General features: G+C 71.2%; 21 protein-coding genes. 4 read left to right on the forward strand and 17 right to left on the reverse strand.

The genetic code is table 11. The features are described from left to right. Positions 1 to 175: 175 nt before the first annotated feature. The 13 genes from leuA to hrcA all read right to left on the reverse strand — a co-directional run bounded on the left by leuA (position 176) and on the right by hrcA (position 13,540). Positions 176 to 1,951 carry a 2-isopropylmalate synthase gene (gene leuA, locus BIU98_RS11600; RefSeq protein ID WP_071276007.1) on the reverse strand — a complete coding sequence of 592 codons (1,776 nt, stop codon included), beginning with the start codon at positions 1,949 to 1,951 and terminating at the stop codon, positions 176 to 178. A 249-nt stretch (positions 1,952 to 2,200) separates the two neighbouring features. Continuing rightward, complete coding sequence (locus BIU98_RS11605; RefSeq protein ID WP_071276009.1) at positions 2,201 to 3,598, reverse strand: ABC transporter permease; 1,398 nt, start codon at positions 3,596 to 3,598, stop codon at positions 2,201 to 2,203. Continuing rightward, a complete protein-coding gene (locus BIU98_RS11610) occupies positions 3,595 to 4,347 on the reverse strand; it encodes an ABC transporter ATP-binding protein (protein ID WP_071276011.1) in 753 nt (250 codons plus the stop codon). The genes BIU98_RS11605 and BIU98_RS11610 overlap by 4 nt, the downstream gene beginning before the upstream one ends. Before the next feature lie 131 nt (positions 4,348 to 4,478). Next, entirely contained in the window at positions 4,479 to 5,150 is a 672-nt protein-coding gene (locus tag BIU98_RS11615) for a response regulator transcription factor (protein WP_071276013.1), read from the reverse strand. Next, entirely contained in the window at positions 5,147 to 6,376 is a 1,230-nt protein-coding gene (locus tag BIU98_RS11620) for a sensor histidine kinase (RefSeq protein WP_071276015.1), read from the reverse strand. The genes BIU98_RS11615 and BIU98_RS11620 overlap by 4 nt, the downstream gene beginning before the upstream one ends. Positions 6,377 to 6,458: 82 nt before the next feature. Continuing rightward, complete coding sequence (era, locus tag BIU98_RS11625) at positions 6,459 to 7,397, reverse strand: GTPase Era (protein WP_071276017.1); 939 nt, start codon at positions 7,395 to 7,397, stop codon at positions 6,459 to 6,461. Beyond that, entirely contained in the window at positions 7,394 to 8,725 is a 1,332-nt protein-coding gene (locus BIU98_RS11630; protein ID WP_071276019.1) for a hemolysin family protein, read from the reverse strand. Before BIU98_RS11630 ends, era begins: the two co-directional genes overlap by 4 nt. Further along, positions 8,722 to 9,183 (reverse strand): rRNA maturation RNase YbeY, encoded by a 462-nt coding sequence (gene ybeY / locus BIU98_RS11635; protein ID WP_071276021.1) that lies wholly within the window; start codon positions 9,181 to 9,183, stop codon positions 8,722 to 8,724. Before ybeY ends, BIU98_RS11630 begins: the two co-directional genes overlap by 4 nt. After that, the gene (locus BIU98_RS11640; RefSeq protein WP_083393221.1) at positions 9,180 to 10,157 is read right to left on the reverse strand and encodes a PhoH family protein; all 978 of its coding nucleotides are present in this window, start codon (positions 10,155 to 10,157) and stop codon (positions 9,180 to 9,182) included. Before BIU98_RS11640 ends, ybeY begins: the two co-directional genes overlap by 4 nt. A 58-nt stretch (positions 10,158 to 10,215) precedes the next feature. After that, entirely contained in the window at positions 10,216 to 10,557 is a 342-nt protein-coding gene (locus BIU98_RS11645; protein ID WP_071276513.1) for a histidine triad nucleotide-binding protein, read from the reverse strand. A gap of 65 nt (positions 10,558 to 10,622) precedes the next feature. After that, a complete protein-coding gene (locus BIU98_RS11650; RefSeq protein ID WP_071276025.1) occupies positions 10,623 to 11,360 on the reverse strand; it encodes a 16S rRNA (uracil(1498)-N(3))-methyltransferase in 738 nt (245 codons plus the stop codon). Then, on the reverse strand, positions 11,360 to 12,472 hold the full coding sequence (gene dnaJ / locus BIU98_RS11655) for a molecular chaperone DnaJ (RefSeq protein WP_071276027.1): 1,113 nt from the start codon (positions 12,470 to 12,472) through the stop codon (positions 11,360 to 11,362). The genes BIU98_RS11650 and dnaJ overlap by 1 nt, the downstream gene beginning before the upstream one ends. A 45-nt stretch (positions 12,473 to 12,517) precedes the next feature. Further along, positions 12,518 to 13,540, reverse strand: a complete 1,023-nt coding sequence (hrcA, locus tag BIU98_RS11660; protein WP_071276029.1) for a heat-inducible transcriptional repressor HrcA — start codon at positions 13,538 to 13,540, stop codon at positions 12,518 to 12,520. Between the two features lie 108 nt (positions 13,541 to 13,648). Between hrcA and BIU98_RS18535 the strand changes: the two genes are divergently transcribed. After that, on the forward strand, positions 13,649 to 14,107 hold the full coding sequence (locus tag BIU98_RS18535) for a DUF4870 domain-containing protein (protein WP_083393185.1): 459 nt from the start codon (positions 13,649 to 13,651) through the stop codon (positions 14,105 to 14,107). On the opposite strand, the gene hemW is transcribed toward BIU98_RS18535, so the two are convergent. Next, entirely contained in the window at positions 14,104 to 15,336 is a 1,233-nt protein-coding gene (gene hemW / locus BIU98_RS11670) for a radical SAM family heme chaperone HemW (protein WP_071276517.1), read from the reverse strand. The genes BIU98_RS18535 and hemW overlap by 4 nt on opposite strands. A gap of 28 nt (positions 15,337 to 15,364) precedes the next feature. Between hemW and BIU98_RS11675 the strand changes: the two genes are divergently transcribed. After that, positions 15,365 to 16,063 carry an HAD family hydrolase gene (locus tag BIU98_RS11675; protein ID WP_071276031.1) on the forward strand — a complete coding sequence of 233 codons (699 nt, stop codon included), beginning with the start codon at positions 15,365 to 15,367 and terminating at the stop codon, positions 16,061 to 16,063. 40 nt (positions 16,064 to 16,103) lie between these two features. Here BIU98_RS11675 and BIU98_RS11680 read toward each other — a convergent pair whose 3' ends face one another. Continuing rightward, a complete protein-coding gene (locus BIU98_RS11680) occupies positions 16,104 to 16,751 on the reverse strand; it encodes a DUF1990 family protein (protein WP_071276033.1) in 648 nt (215 codons plus the stop codon). A 132-nt stretch (positions 16,752 to 16,883) separates the two neighbouring features. Between BIU98_RS11680 and BIU98_RS11685 the strand changes: the two genes are divergently transcribed. Continuing rightward, a complete protein-coding gene (locus tag BIU98_RS11685; protein WP_071276035.1) occupies positions 16,884 to 17,369 on the forward strand; it encodes a hypothetical protein in 486 nt (161 codons plus the stop codon). Positions 17,370 to 17,372: 3 nt separating this feature from the next. Here BIU98_RS11685 and lepA read toward each other — a convergent pair whose 3' ends face one another. Continuing rightward, positions 17,373 to 19,220 carry a translation elongation factor 4 gene (lepA, locus tag BIU98_RS11690; protein ID WP_071276037.1) on the reverse strand — a complete coding sequence of 616 codons (1,848 nt, stop codon included), beginning with the start codon at positions 19,218 to 19,220 and terminating at the stop codon, positions 17,373 to 17,375. Between the two features lie 298 nt (positions 19,221 to 19,518). Further along, on the reverse strand, positions 19,519 to 20,685 hold the full coding sequence (locus BIU98_RS11695) for a pyridoxal phosphate-dependent aminotransferase (protein WP_071276039.1): 1,167 nt from the start codon (positions 20,683 to 20,685) through the stop codon (positions 19,519 to 19,521). Positions 20,686 to 20,935: 250 nt separating this feature from the next. On the opposite strand from BIU98_RS11695, the gene rpsT reads away from it, so the two are divergent. Beyond that, positions 20,936 to 21,196 carry a 30S ribosomal protein S20 gene (rpsT, locus tag BIU98_RS11700; RefSeq protein WP_071276041.1) on the forward strand — a complete coding sequence of 87 codons (261 nt, stop codon included), beginning with the start codon at positions 20,936 to 20,938 and terminating at the stop codon, positions 21,194 to 21,196. Positions 21,197 to 21,357: the final 161 nt, after the last annotated feature.

The following is a 21,357-nucleotide window of genomic DNA, read 5'->3' on the forward strand; positions in this document are numbered from 1 at the left end:
GCCGGGAGGCGCGGTGCGGGTCGGACCCGCACCGCGCCTCCCGGCCGTGGTCGCGTCAACTGGCGCCCCGGACCGCTGAGATCGCACTTCGTGTCGGGTCCTCGCGTCGCGAGGCGACACGAAGTGCGATCTCACCGCGGACCCAAGTTCCCTCGGACCGCGCAGCGGTGCGGTGTTAGGCGGTGACGAGCTCCGGCGACGTCGCGCCGGAGGCCGCGCCCGCGCGGACCGCGCGGTTCACCGCGGAGACGATCGCCTTGAGCGACGCGGTCGCGATGTCGGCGTCGATGCCGACGCCCCACAGCCGGACGCCGTCGACGTCGAGCTCGACGTACGAGGCCGCCTTCGCGTCGCCCGAGGCGCTCATGGTGTGCTCCGAGTAGTCGTACAGCGTGACGGCGACGCCCTGCTCCCGCATCACGGTGAGGAAGGCGTCGATCGGACCGGTGCCGACGGCCTCGGCGGTGACGTTGCCGTCGTCGACGCGCATCGCGACCGACAGGTTCGTGGTGCCGTCGAAGTCGCTCGAGGTCGCCGTCTTCGTGATCTCGTAGCGGCCCCACTTGTCCTCGTCGACGGGTGCCGGCAGGTACTCGTCGCGGAACAGGTCCCAGATCTTGTCCGAGCTGAACTCGCCGCCCTCGGTGTCGGTGCGCTGCTGCACGACGCCGGAGAACTCGATCTGCAGCTTGCGAGGCAGGTCGATCGCGTGGTCGGTCTTGAGCAGGTACGCGACGCCGCCCTTGCCCGACTGGGAGTTCACGCGGATGACGGCCTCGTACGACCGGCCGATGTCCTTCGGATCGACGGGCAGGTAGGGAACGGCCCACTCGACCTCGTCGATGGACTTGCCAGCGACAGCGGCCTTGGCCTTCATCGCGTCGAAGCCCTTGTTGATGGCGTCCTGGTGCGAGCCGCTGAAGGCCGTGTAGACGAGGTCACCGGCCCACGGCTGGCGCTCCGGCACGGGCAACTGGTTGCAATACTCGACGGTGCGCTTGACCTGGTCGATGTCCGAGAAGGAGATCTCCGGGTCGATGCCCTGCGTGAACAGGTTCATGCCGAGGGCGACCAGGTCGACGTTGCCGGTGCGCTCCCCGTTGCCGAACAGGCAGCCCTCGATGCGGTCCGCTCCGGCCAGGTAGCCGAGCTCGGCGGCGGCGACGGCGGTGCCACGGTCGTTGTGCGGGTGCAGCGAGAGGATGACGTCCTCGCGGTGCGCCAGGCGGCGGGACATCCACTCGATCGAGTCGGCGTACACGTTCGGCGTCGCCATCTCGACCGTCGCGGGCAGGTTGATGATCACCTTGCGGTCCGGGGTGGGCTCGAAGACCTCGAGCACGGCGTTGCAGATCTGCAGCGCGACCTCGAGCTCGGTGCCCGTGTAGGACTCCGGCGAGTACTCGTAGTAGACCGTCGTGTCGTGCTGCAGCGTGGCCTCGGCGGCCTTGCACAGCTTCGCGCCGGCGACGGCGATGTCCACGACGCCCTGGACGTCGGTGCGGAACACGACCTCGCGCTGCACGATCGACGTCGAGTTGTAGAGGTGCACGATGGCCTGCTTGGCGCCGTCGATCGCCTCGTACGTGCGCTGGATGAGGTGCTCGCGCGCCTGGGTCAGCACCTGGATCGTGACGTCGTCGGGGATCGCGCCCTCGTCGATCAGGCTGCGGACGAAGTCGAAGTCCGTCTGCGAGGCGCTCGGGAACCCGACCTCGATCTCCTTGTAGCCCATGCCGACCAGCAGGTCGAACATCGCGCGCTTGCGTTCGGCGTCCATCGGGTCGATGAGTGCCTGGTTGCCGTCTCGCAGGTCGACGGCACACCAGCGGGGGGCCTTCTCGATGCGCTTCGTCGGCCAGGTGCGGTCCGGGAGATCGACGGCGATCTGCTCGTGGAAGGGGACGTACTTGTGGATCGGCATCCCGGAGGGGCGCTGCGTGTTCTGCATCGTTTCGTCGCTTTCGTCGTTGCGCTGGTCATCAGCACTCGCGTGTGTGCGGCCACGACGGACTCCGCGACGAGGTGGGCCGTTGAGTCAGGCCTCGTCGCGGCAGCGAAGGAGGAGGAGCGCCGAGTACATCGCCTTCACCGTAGCACCGCACGTCCCCCGTGTGACAGCGAGGCGCCCGGGGCGGCGGGGCGGCGCTGCACGGACCCGCGGCGCAGCGGGCTGCAGCCGGCCGCGCACCGTCCTGCGTCAGTCGACCGCGAGGGCCTCCGTCGGCGGCACCCGCATCGCGCGGCGGACCGGCGCGACGGTGGCGGCCACCGCGAGGACGAGCGCTCCGACGACCACGATGCCGACCGTCAGCGGCGGCAGCACCGGGGCTCCGGGCGACCCCAGGGAGCCGAGCAGCGTCTGTCCGCCGACCCAGCCGTAGACCGTGCCGAGGACCAGGCCGGTGACGACGGCTGCGACCACCATCTGAACGGCCTCGGTGACGATCATCCTGCGGACCTGGGCGCCGGTGAGGCCGAGCACACGCAGGAGCCCGAGCTCCCGACGCCGCTGCAGCACCCCGAGCGCGAGGGCGTTGACGACCCCGACCGCGGCGATCACGGCCGAGAACCCGACGATGACGCTGACCACGCCGTTGACCTGCACGAAGACGTCCTGCAGCTGCTGGACCTGCTCCTTGCCGCCGCCACCGAACTGCGCGCGGACCTGTTCCTCGAGCAGGTGCTGCATCATGCCGAGGGCGACGGCGAACGTGACGAGCAGCGTGACCCCGATGACGAGGCCGATGGTCGCGCGGGACGCCCGCCCGGGTGCACGGAGCGCGTTCCGCCCAGCGAGGAGCACGACCGGGTCCTTCGCCCCGATCCGCCCGATGAGGGACAGGACCGGCGGCATCACGAGCGTGGCACCGACAGCGACCCCGGCGAACGAGATGAACCCACCGAGCGCCGCGGGGAACACGGCCATCGGCGTGCTGGCGCTCAGGACGAGGCCGAGCAGCATGAGGGCACCGCCGCCGGCCATGAGCAGGATCGCCCAGACCTTGCGGGCGAGACCGGACTTGACGTCGTCGTGACTCGGCTCGACGACGGAGGACAGGGCCTGCAGCGGCGTGACGGTCAGCACGCGACGTGACCCGACGGCGAACGCACCCCAGGTCGCGAGCACCACGGCGACCACCGGGAGCACGAGCTGCCACGGCACGAGGGTGTAGGAGGTGTCCGGCAGGAACCCGTTGCCGCGCAGCACCGCGACGAACAGCGCCGACAGCCCGGTGCCGACGACGGCACCGATCAGCCCCCCGATGAGGCCGACGACCAGGCCGGCGCGGGTGATGCGCGAGCGGAGGGTGGCACCGGTCGCGCCGACGAGCCGCTGCAGCGCGATGACGCGGGTCTGCCCGGCGATGAGCGTCGCGCACGTGTTGGCGGTGACGATCGCGCCGACGTACAGCGCGATGCCGAGGAAGAGCCACCCGACGACGTCGAGGATCGACTTGACCGAGGCCGCGTCGGACAGCCCGACGGCCCCGAGGGCCTCGGTCACGATGCCCGGCGCGATGACGAGTGCCGACCCGAACGTGGTGCCGAGGGCGGCGACGAGGATGGTGGGCGAGAAGTCGCGGACGGTGTTCACGCGGCGGCCTCCATCCCCAGCATCGTGGTGGAGATGTCGGCGGCGCTCATCGCGGGCCGGTCGGCCACGATGCGTCCGTCGGCCAGGAACAGGATGCGGTCCGCGTTGGCCGCGGCAACCGGGTCGTGGGTCACCATGACGACGCTCTGGCCCCACTCGGCCACGGCGCCGCGGAGGATCGCGAGGACGTCACGGCCCGTCCGCGAGTCGAGCGCGCCCGTCGGCTCGTCGGCGACGACCACGGCGGGACGGGACGCGAGTGCGCGGGCGATCGCGACACGCTGCTGCTGCCCACCGGACAGCTGATGCGGACGGTGCGAGAGCCGGTTGCCCAGCCCGAGCTGGTCGACGAGCCGGTCGATCCAGGCGTTCTCCTCGGCCGACGTCTTGTGACCACCGAGCAGGAACGGCAGCCGGATGTTCTCGCTGACGTCGAGCGTCGGCACCAGGTTGAACGACTGGAAGACGAAGCCGAGCCGGCGTCGCCGGAGTTCGGTCAGGTCCTTGTCGCCGAGACCCGTGATGTCGACGCCGTCGATCTGGATGCGGCCGGTCGACACCGCGTCGAGTCCCGCCGCGACGTGCATGAGCGTGGACTTGCCGGAGCCGGACGGGCCCATCACCGCGGTGAACTCCCCCGCACCGATGTCGACGCTGACGTCGTCGAGAGCGGTGACGCGGCGAGCCGCGTCCCCGAAGTGCTTGGAGACGTGGTCGAGTCGGATGATGGGAGCGTGGCTGGTGGTCATGCTCCAACGATGACGCCCAGGAGGCGCGCCCCGCGTCCGCCGGTCGGCTCCTGTGGATGGACCGCTCGGTGCACTTCCCGGTCGAGGACTCATCCTGTGGGATGACGTCCGCGAGCTGGTCGGCGCGAGGGTCAGTCCTTCGCGACGAGCCCGTGTTCGTGGGCGAACACGACCAGGCGAACCCGGTCGCGCAGGCCGAGCTTGCTGAGCACCCGCGAGATGTGGGTCTTCACCGTCGCTTCGCTCACGAACTCGTGCTGTGCGATCTCGCTGTTGCTGAACCCGCGCGCCGCGAGGTCGAAGATCTCCCGTTCGCGCGGCGTGAGGTCGTGGACCGCGGCAGGCACGTTCGCGGCGCGCTCGGCGGTGTCGTCGTAGCGCCGCAGGAGCTCCCGCGTCGCCGAGGCCGCGAAGACCGCCGTGCCCGCGTGCACGGTGCGGATCGCGGCGAGCAGGAACTCGGGGTCGGCGTCCTTCAGCACGAAGCCGCTCGCCCCGGCGCGGATGGCCTTCGCCGCGGCCTCGTCGAAGTCGAACGTCGTGAGCACGAGCACCTTCGCGCCGTCCGTTCCCGAGTTCTCGACGATGTGGGCGGTGGCCGTGATGCCGTCCATCACCGGCATGCGGACGTCCATGAGCACGACGTCGGGACGGCCCTGGCGGACGAGCTCGACGCCCTCCGCGCCGTTGCCGGCCTCCCCGACGAACTGCAGGTCCGCCTGGGAGTCGATGAGCATCCGGATGCCGGTGCGGAAGAGCGCCTGGTCGTCCACGAGGGCGACGCGGATCGGGGTCTCGGTCATGGCGCGGTGCGCTCCTGGTCCGTCGAGGTGAAGAGTCCGCGGGGCATCTGCCCGGTGGCGGGATGTGCTGGCATGCGGACGGCGACCGCGAAGTCCTGCCCGCGCGGGCCCGCGGTCATCGTGCCTCCGGACATGGTGGCACGCTCCCGCATCCCCACCAGCCCGTGGCCGGTGCCCGGCCCGGCGCGGCCGTCGTCGGAACGCCGGTTCACGACGTCGATCTCGACCGTGTCGGGCCGGTAGGTCAGCGAGGCGTGGACCGGGGTGCCGCGTTCGCCGTGCTTGTAGGCGTTCGTCAGGCTCTCCTGGACGATCCGGTAGACCGCGAGCTGCGTGCTCGTCGGCAGGGTGCTCGGGTCACCGCTCCGTTCCACGTCGACCTCGAGGCCGACCTCGCGCATCTCGTCGACGAGCCGCTCGATGTCGTCGACGTCCGGCGTCGGCGTGGTGCCCTGCTCGTGCCGGAGCGCACCGAGGAGCTCCCGCACGTCACCGAGCGCGCGCCTGGCCGTGCTCGAGATCGTGCCGAGCGCCTGGTCCGCGACGGCGGGGTCGGCCTTCGAGGCGTACCTGGCGCCGTCGGCCTGCGCGATCACCACCGCGAGCGAGTGCGCGACGATGTCGTGCATGTCGCGGGCGATGCGGACGCGTTCCTGCTCGACGGCGACGGCGCGGTCGGCCCGCGCGGCGTCCCGCTGCGCGAGGAGCTGGGCCTCGCGACTGAGCTGTGCGACCTGCCGCGAACGGCGCAGCACACCACCGATCCACGGCAGCAGGAGCAGCGCGACCCCGACCAGCACGTAGAGACCGATCCGGGTGGCCAGGTCCTGGGTGGAGTAGACGCCGGCGCCATTGCTGGCGTAGTCGCGGAGGCCGATGTAGAGGCCAGCGGTCACCGACCCGACGAGGGCACTGACGAGACCGGCGATCCGGACACGGCGGCTGCCGTACGCGCCGGTGGCGTAGACCACCGCGCTGATCCCGATGTCCTGGGCACCGGGGTACTGACCTCCGGTCATCTGCACGATCGCGGCGACCCAGGCGATCGTGAGCGCGAGAGCCGGGGACGCACGGCGCAACGCGACGGCGGCCGCGAACAGCACGGTCGCGACGGCGATCTGCCAGAAGTCGGCGTCGTACCGGCTCTGGAGCAGCACGAGCGCCCCGAACACGGCGGCGACGAGGAGGTCGACGACCACCTGGGACCGGAGCATCGGACGGAACATCCGCCCACGGTATTCCGGAGCGCTGGCGCTCGCGTCCGACGCCGGGATGATCCCGGGACGCTGGTGCCCCGAGGTCATGTCGTCAGAAGCCCAGGCGCCCGAGCTGCTTGGGGTCGCGCTGCCACTCCTTGGCGACCTTCACCCGGATGTTGAGGTACACGTGTCGACCGCCGAGCAGCGACTCGATCTCGGCGCGTGCGCGGATGCCGACGTCCTTCAGCCGCTCGCCCTTGTGTCCGATGACGATCGACTTCTGGCTGTCCCGCTCGACGAACAGGTTGGCGAAGATCCGCAGCGGCCCGTTGGGGTCGTCGTCCGGGTCCGGTTCGACCATGTCCTCGATGAGCACGGCGAGCGAGTGCGGGAGCTCGTCGCGGACGCCCTCGAGTGCGGCTTCGCGGATGAGCTCGGAGATGCGCTCCTCGTTCGTCTCCTCGGTGATCGCGTCCGCGCCGTAGAGCGCCGGCGACTCGGGCATCAGCTTGGTGATCTCCATGAGCAGGGCGTCGAGCTGGGTGCCCTCGGTACCGGAGGTCGGCACGATGGCGTCCCACTCGCGGAGCGCCGACACGGCCAGGAGCTGCTGCGCGATCTTCTCCTTGCCGGCTCGGTCGACCTTCGTGACGATCGCGACCTTCTTGGCGCGGGGGAAGTGGTCGAGCGTCTCGTTGATGAAGCGGTCGCCCGGCCCGATCGGTTCGTTCGCGGGCACGCAGAACCCGATGACGTCGACGTCGCCGAGCGTGGACTGCACCAGGTCGTTGAGCCGCTCGCCGAGGAGCGTGCGCGGGCGGTGCACGCCGGGGGTGTCGACGATGATGACCTGCCCGTCGGGACGGTGCACGATGCCGCGGATGGCTCGTCGTGTCGTCTGGGGCTTCGACGACGTGATCGCGACCTTCTCGCCGACGAGCGCGTTGGTCAGCGTGGACTTGCCCACGTTGGGCCGTCCGACGAACGAGACGAAGCCGGCTCGGTAGGTGATGGGGCGCTCGGTGGCGCCGTCGTCGGTGTCGCTCATGCTGAGGGGGTTCCCGTCGTGGTGGATGCGAAGCCGTCGAACGCCTGCTCGACGCGCTCGAGGGCGTCGGTGCGCTCGGCGAGCACGGAGATGAGGTGGCGGCGCTTGCCCTCGACCCGGTCGGCGGTCAGGACGACCCCGGACACGGTCACGGACTCCCCCGCGGTGGCGAGATGACCGAGCTCCTTGGTGAGCAGGCCCCCGGCGGTGTCGACGTCGTCGTCGTCGAGGTCGATGCCGAACAGGTCGCCGAGGTCGTCGATCGGCATCCGGGCGGAGACCCGCCAGACGCCGTCACCGAGGTCGACGCGGTCGACCACCGTGCGGTCGTACTCGTCGGAGATGTCGCCGACGAGCTCCTCGATGAGGTCCTCCATCGTGACGAGCCCGGCGACCCCGCCGTACTCGTCGACGACGAGGACCAGGTGGTTCTTCGCGGCCTGCATGTGGCGGAGCGTGTCGTCGGCGTGCTTCGACTCCGGCACGAACTCGGCCACGCGCAGCAGGGACGTGACGGGGCGGCCACCCGCGTTCTTGCTCTCGTACAGCGCACGAGCGAGGTCACGCAGGTAGACGACACCGAGGACGTCGTCGCTGTCGCGCCCGGTGACCGGCATCCGGGACACCCCGGCGGCGAGGAACTGCTCCATGACCGCGGACAGGGAGTCGGCGGCGTCCGCGGTGACCATGTCGGTCCGGGGCACCATGACCTCGCGCACCAGGGTGTCGCTGAACTCGAAGACCGAGTGGATGAGTTCACGGTCGTCGGCCTCGAGGACGTTGCTCTCGGTGGCCTCGTCGACGAGGGACAGCAGCTGCTCCTCGCTGGAGACGCTCGACGTGCTGCCGTTCCGCCCCGGGGTGACCCGGTCGCCGATGACGACGAGGAGACCGGCGAGCGGCCCGAGCACGATGCGCACGGCGTGGATGAGCCCGCCGGTCAGGCCGACGAGCTGCTCCGGGTGGGCTCGTCCGACGCTGCGGGGGCTCGAGCCGACCAGGACGAACGACACGGCCGTCATGATGGCGGCGGACACGATGAGCGCCAGCCACCAGGTGTCGAGCACGCTGAACAGGGCGATCGTGACCAGCACGGCCGCGGCGGTCTCGGCGAGCACCCGGAAGAAGTTCAGCGCGTTGACGTGCGCTCCGACGTCGTCGGCGATGGCCTCGATCGCCCGGCGGCGCTTGTGGCCCTTGGCGATCTCGTCGAGGTCGGCGCGGGACGACACGGCCAGCGCGGCGTCGGCGGACGCGAGCAGCCCGCCGAGGACCACGAGCACGAACGCCACCGCGAGCAGGGCGGCGACGAGGAGCACTGCCGTCACCGCCCTCGGCGCTGTGCGGCGAACCCGGTGAGGATCTCCCCCTGCAGCCCGAACATCTCGGCCTTCTCGTCGGGCTCCGCGTGGTCGAAGCCCAACAGGTGCAGGATGCCGTGGCACGTCAGCAGCAGGAGCTCGTCGGTGGTGGAGTGCCCGGCGGTCTTCGCCTGGGCCTCGGCCACCTGCGGGCAGAGCACGATGTCGCCGAGGAGCCCGGCCGGGGTGGGCTCGTCCTCGGTGCCCGGACGGAGCTCGTCCATCGGGAAGCTCAGGACGTCGGTGGGTCCCGGCTCGTCCATCCACCGGATGTGCAGCTGCTCCATCGCGCCCTCGTCGACGAGCACCACGGCGAGTTCCGCGTCGGCGTGCACGTGCATGGCGTCCAGCGCGAACGCGGCGAGACGCTGGATGGCGTCGTCGTCCACCGCGACACCGGACTCGTTGTTGAGCTCGATGCTCACCTGGCGCCTCCTCTGGCGTCGTCGTGCGGTCGGGAGCCGGACTGTCGACGCTCGGCCTGCTCGACGAGCCGCTGCTCGTCGTACACGGTGTAGGCGTCGACGATCCGACCGACCAGGGTGTGGCGGACCACGTCCTCGCTGCCGAGCCGGGCGAAGTGGATGTCCTCGACCTCGGACAGGATCTGCGTGACGAGCCGCAGGCCGGAGACGTTGCCCGGCAGGTCGACCTGGGTGATGTCGCCCGTGATGACCATCCGCGACCCGAAGCCGAGCCGGGTGAGGAACATCTTCATCTGCTCGGGTGTGGTGTTCTGGGCCTCGTCGAGCACGACGAACGAGTCGTTCAGCGTCCGACCGCGCATGTACGCGAGCGGGGCGACCTCGACGGTGCCGGCGGCCAGGAGCTTCGGGACCAGCTCGGGGTCCATCATCTCGTTGAGCGCGTCGTACAGCGGGCGGAGGTACGGGTCGATCTTGTCCGTCAGCGTGCCGGGCAGGAACCCGAGCCGCTCGCCGGCCTCCACCGCGGGACGGGTCAGGATGATGCGGGTGACCTCGCGCCGCTGCAGCGCCTGGACGGCCTTGGCCATCGCCAGGTACGTCTTGCCGGTGCCGGCGGGGCCGATGCCGAACGTGATCGTGTTCTCGTCGATGGCGTCGACGTACCGGCGCTGGCCGTCCGTCTTCGGGCGCACGGACTTGCCGCGGCTCGCCACGATCGGCGTGCCGTACACGTCCGCGGGGCTGCGGGCCTCGTCGATGATGCGGGCGGACGTGGGGATGTCCGACTGGCCGATGTCCTGGCCGCGCTTGACCATGTCCACGAGCTCGTCGACGAGCGCGCGGGCACGGGCGACGTCGCGCTCCGGGCCGGTCAGGGTGACCTGGTTGCCGCGGACGAGCACGCGGACGCCGGGGTACTGGCGTTCGACGGTCTTCAGCAGCCGGTCCTGGGGGCCGAGGAGCTGGACCATCGCGATCCCGTCGACGGCGAGTTCCGAGACGGCTTCGGTCTCGGTGGGTGCGGTGTCGTCAGCTGGCAAGGGTGCCTTCCTGCAGGTCGCCTGCGAGTACGTGTGCGTGCACGTGGAACACGGTCTGTCCGACGGTCTCGCCGGTGTTGAAGACGAGCCGGTACTGCCCGTCGGAGCGCTCGTCCGCGATGCGCTGGGCCGTCGCGACGACGTGCGCCAGGAGGTCCGGGTCACCGGCCGCGAGCTCGGTGACGTTGCGGTACTGCTCGGTCTTCGGGACCACGAGGACGTGGACCGGGGCCTTCGGGGCGATGTCCTCGAACGCGATGACGCGGTCGTCCTCGGCCACGATGGTCGCCGGGACGTCGCGCGCGATGATCTTCGAGAAGATGCTGCTCATGGCCCCATCGTAGGACGCCCGACCGACGCCGGGCCGTCCCGGTGCGACGGTGCTGCGCGAGGCGGTCACCACCGGCCGAGACGCGCCTGCAGGACCGCCAGTGCCGCGGGACCAGCGGTGGACGTCCGCAGCACGGTGTCGCCGAGCCGGACCCGCACCGCACCGGCGGCCTCGAGGCGGTCGAGCTCGGAGCCGTCGATGCCGCCCTCGGGCCCGACGACCAGGGCGATCTCGGTGGCGTCGGCCGGGGGCTCCCACGTGGCGAGCCGCTCGGTCGCGGTGGGGTCGAGCAGCACGAGCACGACGCCGTCCGACGACGCTGCCGCGAGCTGCGCGGTCGTCATCGGCAGGTCCACCGCGGGCACGCGCGACCGGATCGCCTGCTTGGCGGCCTCGTGCGCGATGGCGGCCCACCGGGCTCGGCCCTTCTCGACCTTGGCGCCGTCCCACCGGGAGACGCTGCGTGCGGCCGACCACGGGACCACGCGGTCGACGCCGATCTCGGTCGCGGCCTGCACCGCCATCTCGTCACGTCCGCCCTTCGCGAGGGCCTGGACGAGGGTCAGCGACGGGGACGGGGGTTCCTCGACCACCACGGACGCCACGCGCAGCACGAGGGCGTCCCGACCGAGCGACTCGACCGGTCCGAGCACGACGGTGCCCCGACCGTCACTGAGGCGGAGCGTCTCCCCGACCCGCACCCGCGACACCGTGACCGCGTGACGGCCCTCGGCGCCGTCGAGCGCGACGGAGCCCCCGACGGTCACGCCGTCGAGGGACTCCACCAGGTAGAGCGACGCCATCAGAAGTTGAAGAAGCGGTCGCGCAGCTTGCCGAACATGCCCTGCTGGAACCGTGCGAGCTGCGGCGCCGCGGACTTGTGCGACTTCGCGAGCTGCTCGACGAGCTGGCGCTCCTTGTGCGAGAGCTTGGTCGGGGTCACGACCTGCACACCGACCCGGAGGTCGCCGCGCCCGCTGCCACGGAGCTTCGTGATGCCGCGGTCCTTGATGACGAGGACGTCGGCGCTCTGCACGCCGGGCCGGACCTCGAGCTCGACGGGGCCGTCGAGCCCGTCGATCGTCGTCGTGGTGCCGAGGATCGCGTCGGTCATCGGGACCTCGAGGGTGGCGAGCAGGTCGTCGCCGTCGCGGCTGAAGACGTCGTGGTGGTGGACCCGGACCTCGAGGAACAGGTCGCCGGACGGGCCGCCGGCCGGGCCGACCTCGCCCTGACCGGGCATCTGGAGGCGCAGACCGGAGTCAACGCCGGCGGGGATGTCGACCGGGATGGTGCGACGGGCGCGGACGCGACCCTGGCCCTGGCACGTCGGGCAGGGGTTCGGGATGACGGTGCCGTGGCCGCGGCAGGTGCCGCACGGCGCGCTCGTCACGACGTTGCCGAGGAGCGACCGGACCTGGCGCTGGATGGAGCCGGAGCCGCCGCAGATGTCACACGTGCGCGGGCTGGTGCCCGGCGCGCAGCACGAGCCGCCGCAGGTCTCGCAGACCACCGCGGTGTCGACCTCGACGTCCTTGTGCGTGCCGAAGACGACCTCGTCGAGGTCGACGTCGATGCGCAGCAGGGCGTCCTGCCCACGCTCGGCACGGCTGCGGGGACCGCTGCCACGGCCGCCGCCGGCACCACCGCCGAAGAAGGCGTCGAAGATGTCGCTGAAGCCCGCTGCACCACCGCCGCCGAAGGGGCTGTCAGCGGGGCCGGCGTCGTAGCGGCGCCGCTGCTCGGGGTCGCTCAGCACGTCGTACGCGTGCGTGACGTCCTTGAAGCGTTCGGCGGCGTCAGGGCTCGGGTTCACGTCCGGGTGGAGTTCCCGCGCGAGTCGGCGGTACGCCTTCTTGATGTCGGTGTCGGCCGCGTCGCGCGGGACACCGAGGACGTCGTAGTGGTCTGCCACGTATCCCTCAGTTGTGTTCGTCGGTGGGTCGGATGATGGGGGTCGTCAATTCTCGCCGAGGAGCCTGGAGAGGTACCGGGCGACCGCCCGGACCGCTGCCATGTTCGAGCCGTAGTCCATGCGCGTCGGGCCGAGCACGCCCAGCCGGGCGACCTCGCCGCCGGCGGCGACGTACCCGCCGGCCACGATGCTCGTGGCGTCGAGGCCGTACTCCGCGTTCTCGACGCCGATGCGCGCCGTCACGGAGACGTCGTCCAGCTGCATCTCCCCGAACAACCGGAGCAGGGTCACCTGTTCCTCGATGGCCTCCAGCACGGGGAAGAGCCCGCCGGAGAAGTCCTGCTCGCTCTTGGCGAGGTTGGCGGCACCGGCCATCAGCAGGCGGTCCTGCCGGTTGGCGGCGACCTGCTCGATGAGCGTCGCGACGACCACGCCCGCCAGGGTCTGCGAGTCGGGGCGGATCTGCGCGGGGATCGCCCGGAGCGCCGTGGGGACGTCCTGCAGCGGCAGCCCGACGGTCGCGCCGTTGAGGACCGAGCGGAGTTCGACCAGCGCGGACTCGTCGAGGTGGACGTCGGTCTCCACCACGCGCTGCTCGACCCGGGCGGTGTCGGTGATGAGCACGACCATCAGGCGGGTGTCGCCGAGGCGGACCAGTTCGACGTGCTGCAGCCGGGCGCGCACCATCGACGGGTACTGCACCAGGGCGACCTGGTTCGTCAGCTGGCTGAGCAGCCGGACGGTGCGTCTGAGGACGTCGTCGAGGTCGTTCGACGCACCGAGGAAGGTCTCGATGGCGTGCCGCTGGGCGCTCGAGAGCGGTCTTGCGGCGGCGAGGTGGTCGACGAAGACGCGGTAGCCCTTGTCCGTCGGCACCCGGCCGGACGAGGTGTGCGGGGCGATGATGAGCTGCTCGTCCTCGAGCAGGGCCATGTCGTTGCGGATCGTCGCGGCGCTGACCCCGAAGGCGTGGCGGTCGACGATGGACTTCGACCCGACGGGCTCGCGGGACGACACGTAGTCGCGCACGATGGCCTTGAGGACCTCGAGGGAACGTTCACTGACCACCGGGACCCCTTCCACGCGTGCTGGCACTCGGACGTGTCGAGTGCTGATCCTACGCCTGCACACCGACACGCTCGGACTTCTCCGGGGGCCGGTCGCTACGCTGCCGCCATGAGCTACGGACACGAGCAGGACGGCTCCGCAGGCCCCGGACAGCCCCGCCCCGGCGACTACGCCCACCAGCCCCACCCGCAGGGCTTCGGGCAGCAGCCCGGCGGCCCGCAGTACCAGCCGCCGCAGCCGCTCACGCCCGAGGACCAGCGCCTCTGGGCGACGCTCACCCACGTCGGCGGCATCCTGTTCACCGTCGTCGTGCCCCTCGTCGCCTACCTGGTGCTGCGCGACCGCGGCGGCTTCGTCCGCGAGCACACGCGCCAGGCGTTGAACTTCCACATCACCGCCACGATCGCGAGCGCGGTCGCGACGGCGACGACGGTGCTGCTCGTCGGCTTCGTGCTGCTGCCGATCATCGGCGTGCTCGTCGTCGTCTTCGGCATCCTGGCCGCGATCGCCGCCAACCAGGGGCGCTTCTACCGCTACCCGCTGACGATCGAGTTCGTGAAGGCCTAGTCGAGCAGCTCGCGCACCACCGCGTCCGCGAGCAGCCGGCCCTGCAGCGTCAGGTCGAGGCGACCAGGCGTACCGGGACGGGCCAGGGCACTGCGGCCGTCCACGAGACCACGTGCGATGAGCCCGGCGACCCGGCCACGGGCCTCCTGGCGGAGTTCCTGGGTCGTGAGCTCCCCACGGACGCGCGCGGCGAGCAGCACGCGCTCGACGTAGCGGGTCTCGTCGTCGAGCGTCTCGCGTCCGGCGGCCGGGGACACGTCCTGCAGGACGCGGCCCGCGTACGCAGCCGGGTGCTTGACGTTCCACCAGCGGGTGCCGGCGACGCTCGAGTGCGCGCCGGGGCCGACGCCCCACCAGTCGTGGCCCTTCCAGTAGGACAGGTTGTGCCGGCTGACGTGCTCGTCGCCGCGGGCCCAGTTCGAGACCTCGTACCAGCGGTAGCCGGCGTCGCCGAGCACCTGGTCCGCGAGCTCGTACATGTCGGCGGCGAGGTCGTCGTCCGGGGCGGGCAGCTCGCCGCGGGACACCGCGCGGCCCATGGCGGTGCCGTCCTCGACGATGAGCGAGTACGCGGACACGTGGTCGGGCTCGCACGCCAGCGCGGCGTCGAGCGAGGTGCGCCAGTCGGCGAGGGACTCCCCCGGCGTCGAGTAGATGAGGTCGAGCGAGACGTCGAGGCCGAGCTGCTTCGCGAGGTCGACGACGATCGGCACGCGCTCCGGGTCGTGGGTGCGGTCGAGCGTGGCGAGCACGTGCGGCACCGCCGACTGCATGCCGAAGCTCATCCGGTTGAAGCCGCCGGCACGGAGCGTCTCGAGCGAGGACGCGTCGACGGAGTCCGGGTTGGCCTCGGTCGTGACCTCGGCCCCCGGCAGGATGCCCCAGGTGTCGTCGATCGCGCGGAGGATCATCACGAGGTCGCTCGCCGGCAGCATCGTCGGGGTGCCACCGCCGAAGAACACGGTCGACACCGGACGTCGCGGCACGCCCGAGCGGTCGAGGACCGACGCCGCCCACTCGATCTCGCGCTCCGCGTGGCCGGCGTAGTCGTCACGACGGACGCCCCGCAGCTCGGACGCCGTGTACGTGTTGAAGTCGCAGTAGCCGCAGCGCACCCGGCAGAAGGGCACGTGCACGTAGACCCCGAAGGGGACGTCACCCGCGCCGGCCGCCGGCGTGAGCAGCCCGTCGGCGGGAGCCGGGTCAGCGATCGGGAGAGCACTCGGCATGGACTCCATTCTCCGTCATGATGGAGCCATGGAGCACCACCCGGTCCCGACCACAGTGCTGTGGGACATCGACGGCACCCTCGTCCGGAACGCCACCTCGCCCGGCAACCTGTACCACCTGGCGCTCGAGCGCGCGACGGGCCGTGACCTCCCCCTGCTCGTCGGCCACCAGCACGGGCGCACCGACGCCGGCATCATCGCCGAGCACGTCCGCGCCCACGACCTCGGCGTCGACGTCATCCCGACCGTGACGGCGCACCTCCGCGACCTGTCCGAGGAACGGCACCGTGCCGGCGAACACCGCACCGCCGCACCCGGTGCCCTCGCCCTGGTCACGCGCTTCGCGGCGATCGGCTGGCGGAACGGCCTGCTCACCGGCAACTCCGCCTACCGCGCCCGCGTCAAGCTCGCCGGTGCCGGGTTCGCCGTGGACGCCTTCGACTGGGACCACTCGTACTTCGGGGACGAGGAAGTGGAACGCGCCGGGGTCACCGCCCTCGCCGCGGAGGACCTCGCCGGCACGCGCGCGGTCATCGTCGGCGACACCCCGCGGGACGGCGAAGCGGCCGACGCCGTGGGCATCCCGTTCCTCGCGGTCGCGACGGGCGTCTACGACGTCGAGGCACTCCGCCACACGAACGCGGTGGCGATCGCCCGGGACTGCGTCGTCGACGCAGCACTCATCGAGGACGCCATCGCCGCCCTGCCCCCGCTGCGCCACGAGTGACGCGCGCGTCCGACCCGACCTGGCAGCCGACGGCCGAGGGTCAGTCCCCGCGCAGCGCCGCCAGGTACTTCTCGGCCATCACCCGCTGCTGTCGGCGGAGCAGTGGTGCCACGAAGCGCCACTTCGCACTGGCCGGCTGCGAGAACTGGCGGACCTGCAGCCACACCGAGCCGTCCGCGGTGCGCTCCACGACGAAGGACTCCTCGCCCGAGAGCGGGTGGCCTTCGAGCGTGCCGTACGCGAAGCCCTTGCGGTCGGGCTCGTCGATGATCGACACGACCCGCACGGGCGCCTGCACCGACCGACCGAACGCGTGCATCGTCAGCACGGCCGTCGTGCCGGCGGTCACGAGCGGGGTGCCGTCCGGCGCGAAGTGCTCGACCCGCGGCGTCCCGATGGAGGCCGGCGCGATCGGCACGCCCTGCTCGTCGAACGTCACGGGGTTGTAGCGGACGTCGTCGTCGTCGGGCGCGTCGTCCACCCGGACTCCCATGCCGCTGCGCTCCTGGATCTGCCAGGTCAGGGCCTGGGTCACCGCGGTGTCGAACCGCTGGTCGCCGTGCCCGATGCGGGCCCGGGACTCAGCCGGGGTGAAGCCCTCCGGCGGGTAGGTCATGAGGTCCGGCGCCTGTGTCGCACCGACCGCTCCGTAGGTCAGGGCGGTCAGGTACCCTCCGCGGCTGCTCATCCAGCCATCGTACTGGGCCTGGCCGACGGACCGGACCGCGCGGGGTCACGTGGGGAGACCGGCGTGCGGTTCCGGACAGGCACCCCGAACTGGAGGCTGCAAGTCGTTGCGTATGCATCTACCGTTGGGCAGGTGCCCCGCTCCAGTGCCCTCCCCCGTCGATCCGTCGACCGACGCACCCGACTCGTCGCCACGGCGACGCTCGTGTGCTTCGGCGTGGCCGCTGCCGCCCGGGTGCTGGTCGACACGTCGACCGCGGGCTTCGACGCGCCGGCCCGGTACGCCACGGTGCCGCCGAGCGGGTGGACGGCCTTCGACACGGTGAACGTCGTCGCCGTGGCCGGTGCCAGCCTGGCCGGTGCCGCCGTGCTGCTCTTCGGCGCGACGCTCGTGTCCGCCGTGCTCCACCACCGCGGCCGACGCCTGCCGCTCGTCATCGGGGCCGTCACGCTCGCGATGGCGCTCGGGGCCGTGCTCGCGGGGGCGGTCGCGAGCGGCCGGACCGACTTCACCGCCGTGACGGAACTCGAGCTGCTGCGGACCGCACTGGCAGGACTGGCCGTGGCGAGCCTCCCGGCCATCGTCCTGGGCGCGGTCCGCGCGCGCGGCCGCGCCTGAGCCCTACTTCTTCTTCTCTTCGACGTCGCCGGAGAGCGCCGCGATGAAGGCCTCTTGCGGGACCTCGACCCGGCCGATCGTCTTCATGCGCTTCTTGCCCTCCTTCTGCTTCTCGAGGAGCTTGCGCTTGCGGGTGATGTCACCGCCGTAGCACTTCGCGAGGACGTCCTTGCGCATCGCGCGGATGCTCTCGCGGGCGATGATCCGGGCGCCGATGGCGGCCTGGATCGGGACCTCGAACTGCTGCCGTGGGATGAGCTTGCGGAGCCGCTCGGTCATCAGCGTGCCGTACGCGTACGCCTTGTCGCGGTGCACGATCGCGCTGAACGCGTCGACCTGGTCGCCCTGCAGCAGGATGTCGACCTTGACGAGGTCGGCGGCCTGGTCGCCGACGGGCTCGTAGTCGAGGCTGGCGTAGCCCTGCGTCTTGCTCTTCAGCTGGTCGAAGAAGTCGAAGACGATCTCGCCGAGGGGCATCTGGTAGCGGATCTCGACGCGGTCCTCGCCGAGGTACTCCATGCCGAGCAGGGAGCCGCGGCGCTGCTGGCACAGCTCCATGATCGCGCCGACGTAGTCCTTGGGCGCCAGGATCGCGGCGCGGACCATCGGCTCGCGGACCTCGACGATGCGGCCGGTCGGGAACTCGGAGGGGTTCGTGACCTCGGTGACGGTGTTGTCCTCGTTCGTGACCTCGTAGATCACGCTCGGGGCGGTGGTGATGAGGTCGAGGTTGAACTCGCGGGACAGGCGCTCGGTGATGATCTCGAGGTGCAGCAGGCCGAGGAAGCCGCAGCGGAACCCGAAGCCGAGCGCGACGGAGGTCTCCGGCTCGTAGACGAGCGCGGCGTCGGAGAGCTTGAGCTTGTCGAGCGCTTCGCGGAGGTCCGGGTAGTCCGAGCCGTCGATCGGGTACAGGCCCGAGAACACCATCGGCTTCGGGTCCGTGTAGCCGGGCAGGGCCTCGGTCGCCGGACGCTGGGCACTCGTGACGGTGTCGCCGACCTTCGACAGGCGGACGTCCTTGACGCCGGTGATGAGGTAGCCGACCTCGCCGACGGACAGGCCCTTCGTGGGGATCGGCTCCGGGCTCGACACCCCGATCTCGAGGATCTCGTGCGTCGACTTGGTCGACATCATCTGGACCTTCTCGCGCGGAGCGATCGAGCCGTCGATCATGCGGATGTACGTCACGACGCCGCGGTAGCTGTCGTAGACCGAGTCGAAGATCATCGCGCGGGGCGCGGCGTCGACCGTGCCCACGGGAGCGGGGACCGTCCGGACGACGAGGTCGAGGAGCTCGGGCACGCCGACGCCGGTCTTGCCCGAGACGCGGAGGACGTCCTCGGGCTTGCCGCCGATGAGCTGCGCGAGCTCGGCGGCGTACTTGTCGGGGTCGGCGGCGGGCAGGTCGATCTTGTTGAGGACCGGGATGATCTGCAGGTCGTTCTCGAGCGCCAGGTAGAGGTTCGCGAGCGTCTGGGCCTCGATGCCCTGGGCGGCGTCGACGAGCAGGATGGCGCCCTCGCACGCGGCGAGCGAACGGGAGACCTCGTACGAGAAGTCGACGTGCCCGGGCGTGTCGATCATGTTCAGCGCGTAGGTCTCACCGTCGAGCTCCCACGGCATGCGGACGGCCTGTGACTTGATCGTGATGCCGCGCTCGCGCTCGATGTCCATGCGGTCGAGGTACTGCGCGCGCATGGCCCGGTCCTCGACGATGCCGGTGATCGACAGCATGCGGTCGGCCAGCGTGGACTTGCCGTGGTCGATGTGCGCGATGATGCAGAAGTTGCGGATCGCGCCGGCCGGAGTCGCGGCGGGCTCGAGCGGAGCGGATGCTTGTGGGCTCACGGTTCCTCAGGTGGGTCGGACGGTCAGGTGATTGTCCCACGGTTGCGTGCGGGCAGCGCGCGCTGCCGCGCGCGCTGGCGGGTGGTGCTGCCGGGTGGCACTGCCGCGCGGCGCTGCCGCGCGCTGCTGCCGCGCGCTGCCGCGCGGCAGTGCCGCGTGGTGCGAGGTTGACCACGCCGTGCAGCGCTGGACGCCCGCACGGGGCGACCAACCTCGCACCAGCGGGAGGACCGCGCACGGTGCGAGGCGTGGCGGGACCGCACCGAGCCTCCCGGCCGGGTCCGACGGTCAGTCCGACTCAGACGACCGCGTGCGCCGGGGCCGGCAGTGCGCCCAGGCCGCGCCGGAGGTCCTCCGGGGTCGCCGCCAGGCAGACGCGGATCCAGCCCTCGCCGGAGCGGCCGAACGCGCTGCCCGGTGCCACGGCGACGCGCTCCCGCTGCAGGAAGGCCAACGCCCACGCGGCCACGTCCCCCTGCGTGGCGTGCGCGACGTCGATCCACAGGTAGAAGGAGCCGTCGGGGGCGTTGTACCGGATGCCCGCGGCGTCGAGGACGTCGGTCGCGACCTCGAGGTTGGCGCGGTAGTGCTCGCGGGCGTCGCGCACGGCGGAGTGGTCCCCCACGATCGCTGCGAGGGCTGCGTACTGGTCGGGCTCGGCGACGCAGCTGATCATCGACTCCTGCACCGTGCGCATCGTCGGCCCGAGGCCCTTCGGCGTCACGAGGTAGCCGACGCGGACCCCGGTCATCGCGTACGTCTTGCTCAGCGAGAAGGCGGTGAACACGCGGTCGTCCTCGTCGAGCGCGGCCAGGCTGACGTGGCGGGTGCCGTAGGTGAAGTACTCGTAGACCTCGTCGCTGACCACCCAGAGGTCGTGCTCCTTCGCGAACGCCAGGATCCGCCGGAGCGTCGCCTCGCCGAACACCGTGCCGAGCGGGTTCGACGGCGAGTTGACCACGATGGCCCGGGTCCGCTCGGTCACGCTCGCCGCGAGCGCGTCGAGGTCCGGCTCGAACCCGTGCTCCGGCCCGAGCCGGTACGGCACCGGCGTCGCGCCGATGATGTGGGCGTTCATCGTGAACGTCGTGTAACCGGGGTCCGGCACGAGGACCTCGTCGCCGGGGCTGAGCACGAGGGTCATCGCCTGGAACAGCGCCTGCGTCGCGCCGATCGTCATCCAGATCTGCTCGAGGTCGGCCTCGATGCGGTTCTCGCGCCGGAGCTTCTCCTGCACGGCCAGGCGCAGCGGCGTGATGCCGCCGTTCGGGGTGTACCCGGTGCGGTCCTCGGACCAGGCGCGTCGGGCCGCGTCGCCGATGTGCGTGGCCACCGGGACGTCGGGTTCGCCGATGACGAGCATGGTGACGTCCTCGCCGTCGGCCTGCAGCAGCGCGGCCTGCTCGAAGACGCGGCGGATGCCGGAGGCGGGGACGGTGTCGATCCGAGGTGCGAGGGACGGCATGCCCGCCACGGTAACCCCCACGTGTTTCCGGGTGGTGACGCGAGCGTGTCCCCGTGCGGTGACGCCCGCGTGGTTCCGCGCGGTTCCGCGGGTTCGGGGCGTGTCGTGCGCGTTGATCCGCACCCCTGACCCTGGTAATGTGGCTTGCTGGCTTACGCGTTCCGTCGCCCACGGGTGGAACGCGATGCGACCAAGGGCCCCTCTACCCAGCGGTCGCGACCACCCGTCCGAGACGAAGCAGGAGCAACACATGGCGAACATCAAGTCGCAGATGAAGCGCATCAAGACCAACCTCAAGGCCACCGAGCGCAACAAGGCCTACAAGTCCGAGCTGAAGACGTTCATCCGCCACACCAACGAGGCCATCGTCGCCGGCGACAAGGAGAAGGCCACCGCCGCTCTCGCCGTCGCGTCGAAGAAGCTCGACAAGGCCGTGAGCAAGGGCGTCATCCACAAGAACCAGGCCGCGAACCGCAAGTCGGCCATCGCGAAGAAGGTCAGCGCGCTCTGAGCGTCTGATCCTCTCGAAAGGCCCCGTACCGTCCCGGTGCGGGGCCTTCGTCGTTCCCGGGGGCGGGGGCGTGCGGGCGCGCTGACGCGCGGACGGCTGCACGGCTGGTTTCGGATGGCGTCGGCGGCGGCGCGGCTGGTTCCGGCTGGCGTCGCACAACG

Origin of the sequence: Curtobacterium sp. MMLR14_010 (genome assembly GCF_001865015.1) — a bacterium.
In the GTDB taxonomy this organism is placed as follows: domain Bacteria; phylum Actinomycetota; class Actinomycetes; order Actinomycetales; family Microbacteriaceae; genus Curtobacterium.

Coding starts and splice junctions, on each gene's coding strand:
- leuA (WP_071276007.1), bottom strand. CDS start 1,951: ATGCAGAACACGCAGCGCCCCTCCGGGATGCCGATCCACAAGTACGTC.
- BIU98_RS11610 (WP_071276011.1), bottom strand. CDS start 4,347: ATGACCACCAGCCACGCTCCCATCATCCGACTCGACCACGTCTCCAAG.
- BIU98_RS11615 (WP_071276013.1), bottom strand. CDS start 5,150: ATGACCGAGACCCCGATCCGCGTCGCCCTCGTGGACGACCAGGCGCTC.
- BIU98_RS11620 (WP_071276015.1), bottom strand. CDS start 6,376: ATGTTCCGTCCGATGCTCCGGTCCCAGGTGGTCGTCGACCTCCTCGTC.
- era (WP_071276017.1), bottom strand. CDS start 7,397: ATGAGCGACACCGACGACGGCGCCACCGAGCGCCCCATCACCTACCGA.
- BIU98_RS11640 (WP_083393221.1), bottom strand. CDS start 10,157: ATGGTCCAGCTCCTCGGCCCCCAGGACCGGCTGCTGAAGACCGTCGAA.
- BIU98_RS11645 (WP_071276513.1), bottom strand. CDS start 10,557: ATGAGCAGCATCTTCTCGAAGATCATCGCGCGCGACGTCCCGGCGACC.
- BIU98_RS11650 (WP_071276025.1), bottom strand. CDS start 11,360: ATGGCGTCGCTCTACCTGGTGGAGTCCCTCGACGGCGTGACCGTCGGG.
- BIU98_RS18535 (WP_083393185.1), top strand. CDS start 13,649: ATGAGCTACGGACACGAGCAGGACGGCTCCGCAGGCCCCGGACAGCCC.
- hemW (WP_071276517.1), bottom strand. CDS start 15,336: ATGCCGAGTGCTCTCCCGATCGCTGACCCGGCTCCCGCCGACGGGCTG.
- BIU98_RS11675 (WP_071276031.1), top strand. CDS start 15,365: ATGGAGCACCACCCGGTCCCGACCACAGTGCTGTGGGACATCGACGGC.
- BIU98_RS11680 (WP_071276033.1), bottom strand. CDS start 16,751: ATGAGCAGCCGCGGAGGGTACCTGACCGCCCTGACCTACGGAGCGGTC.
- BIU98_RS11695 (WP_071276039.1), bottom strand. CDS start 20,685: ATGCCGTCCCTCGCACCTCGGATCGACACCGTCCCCGCCTCCGGCATC.
- rpsT (WP_071276041.1), top strand. CDS start 20,936: ATGGCGAACATCAAGTCGCAGATGAAGCGCATCAAGACCAACCTCAAG.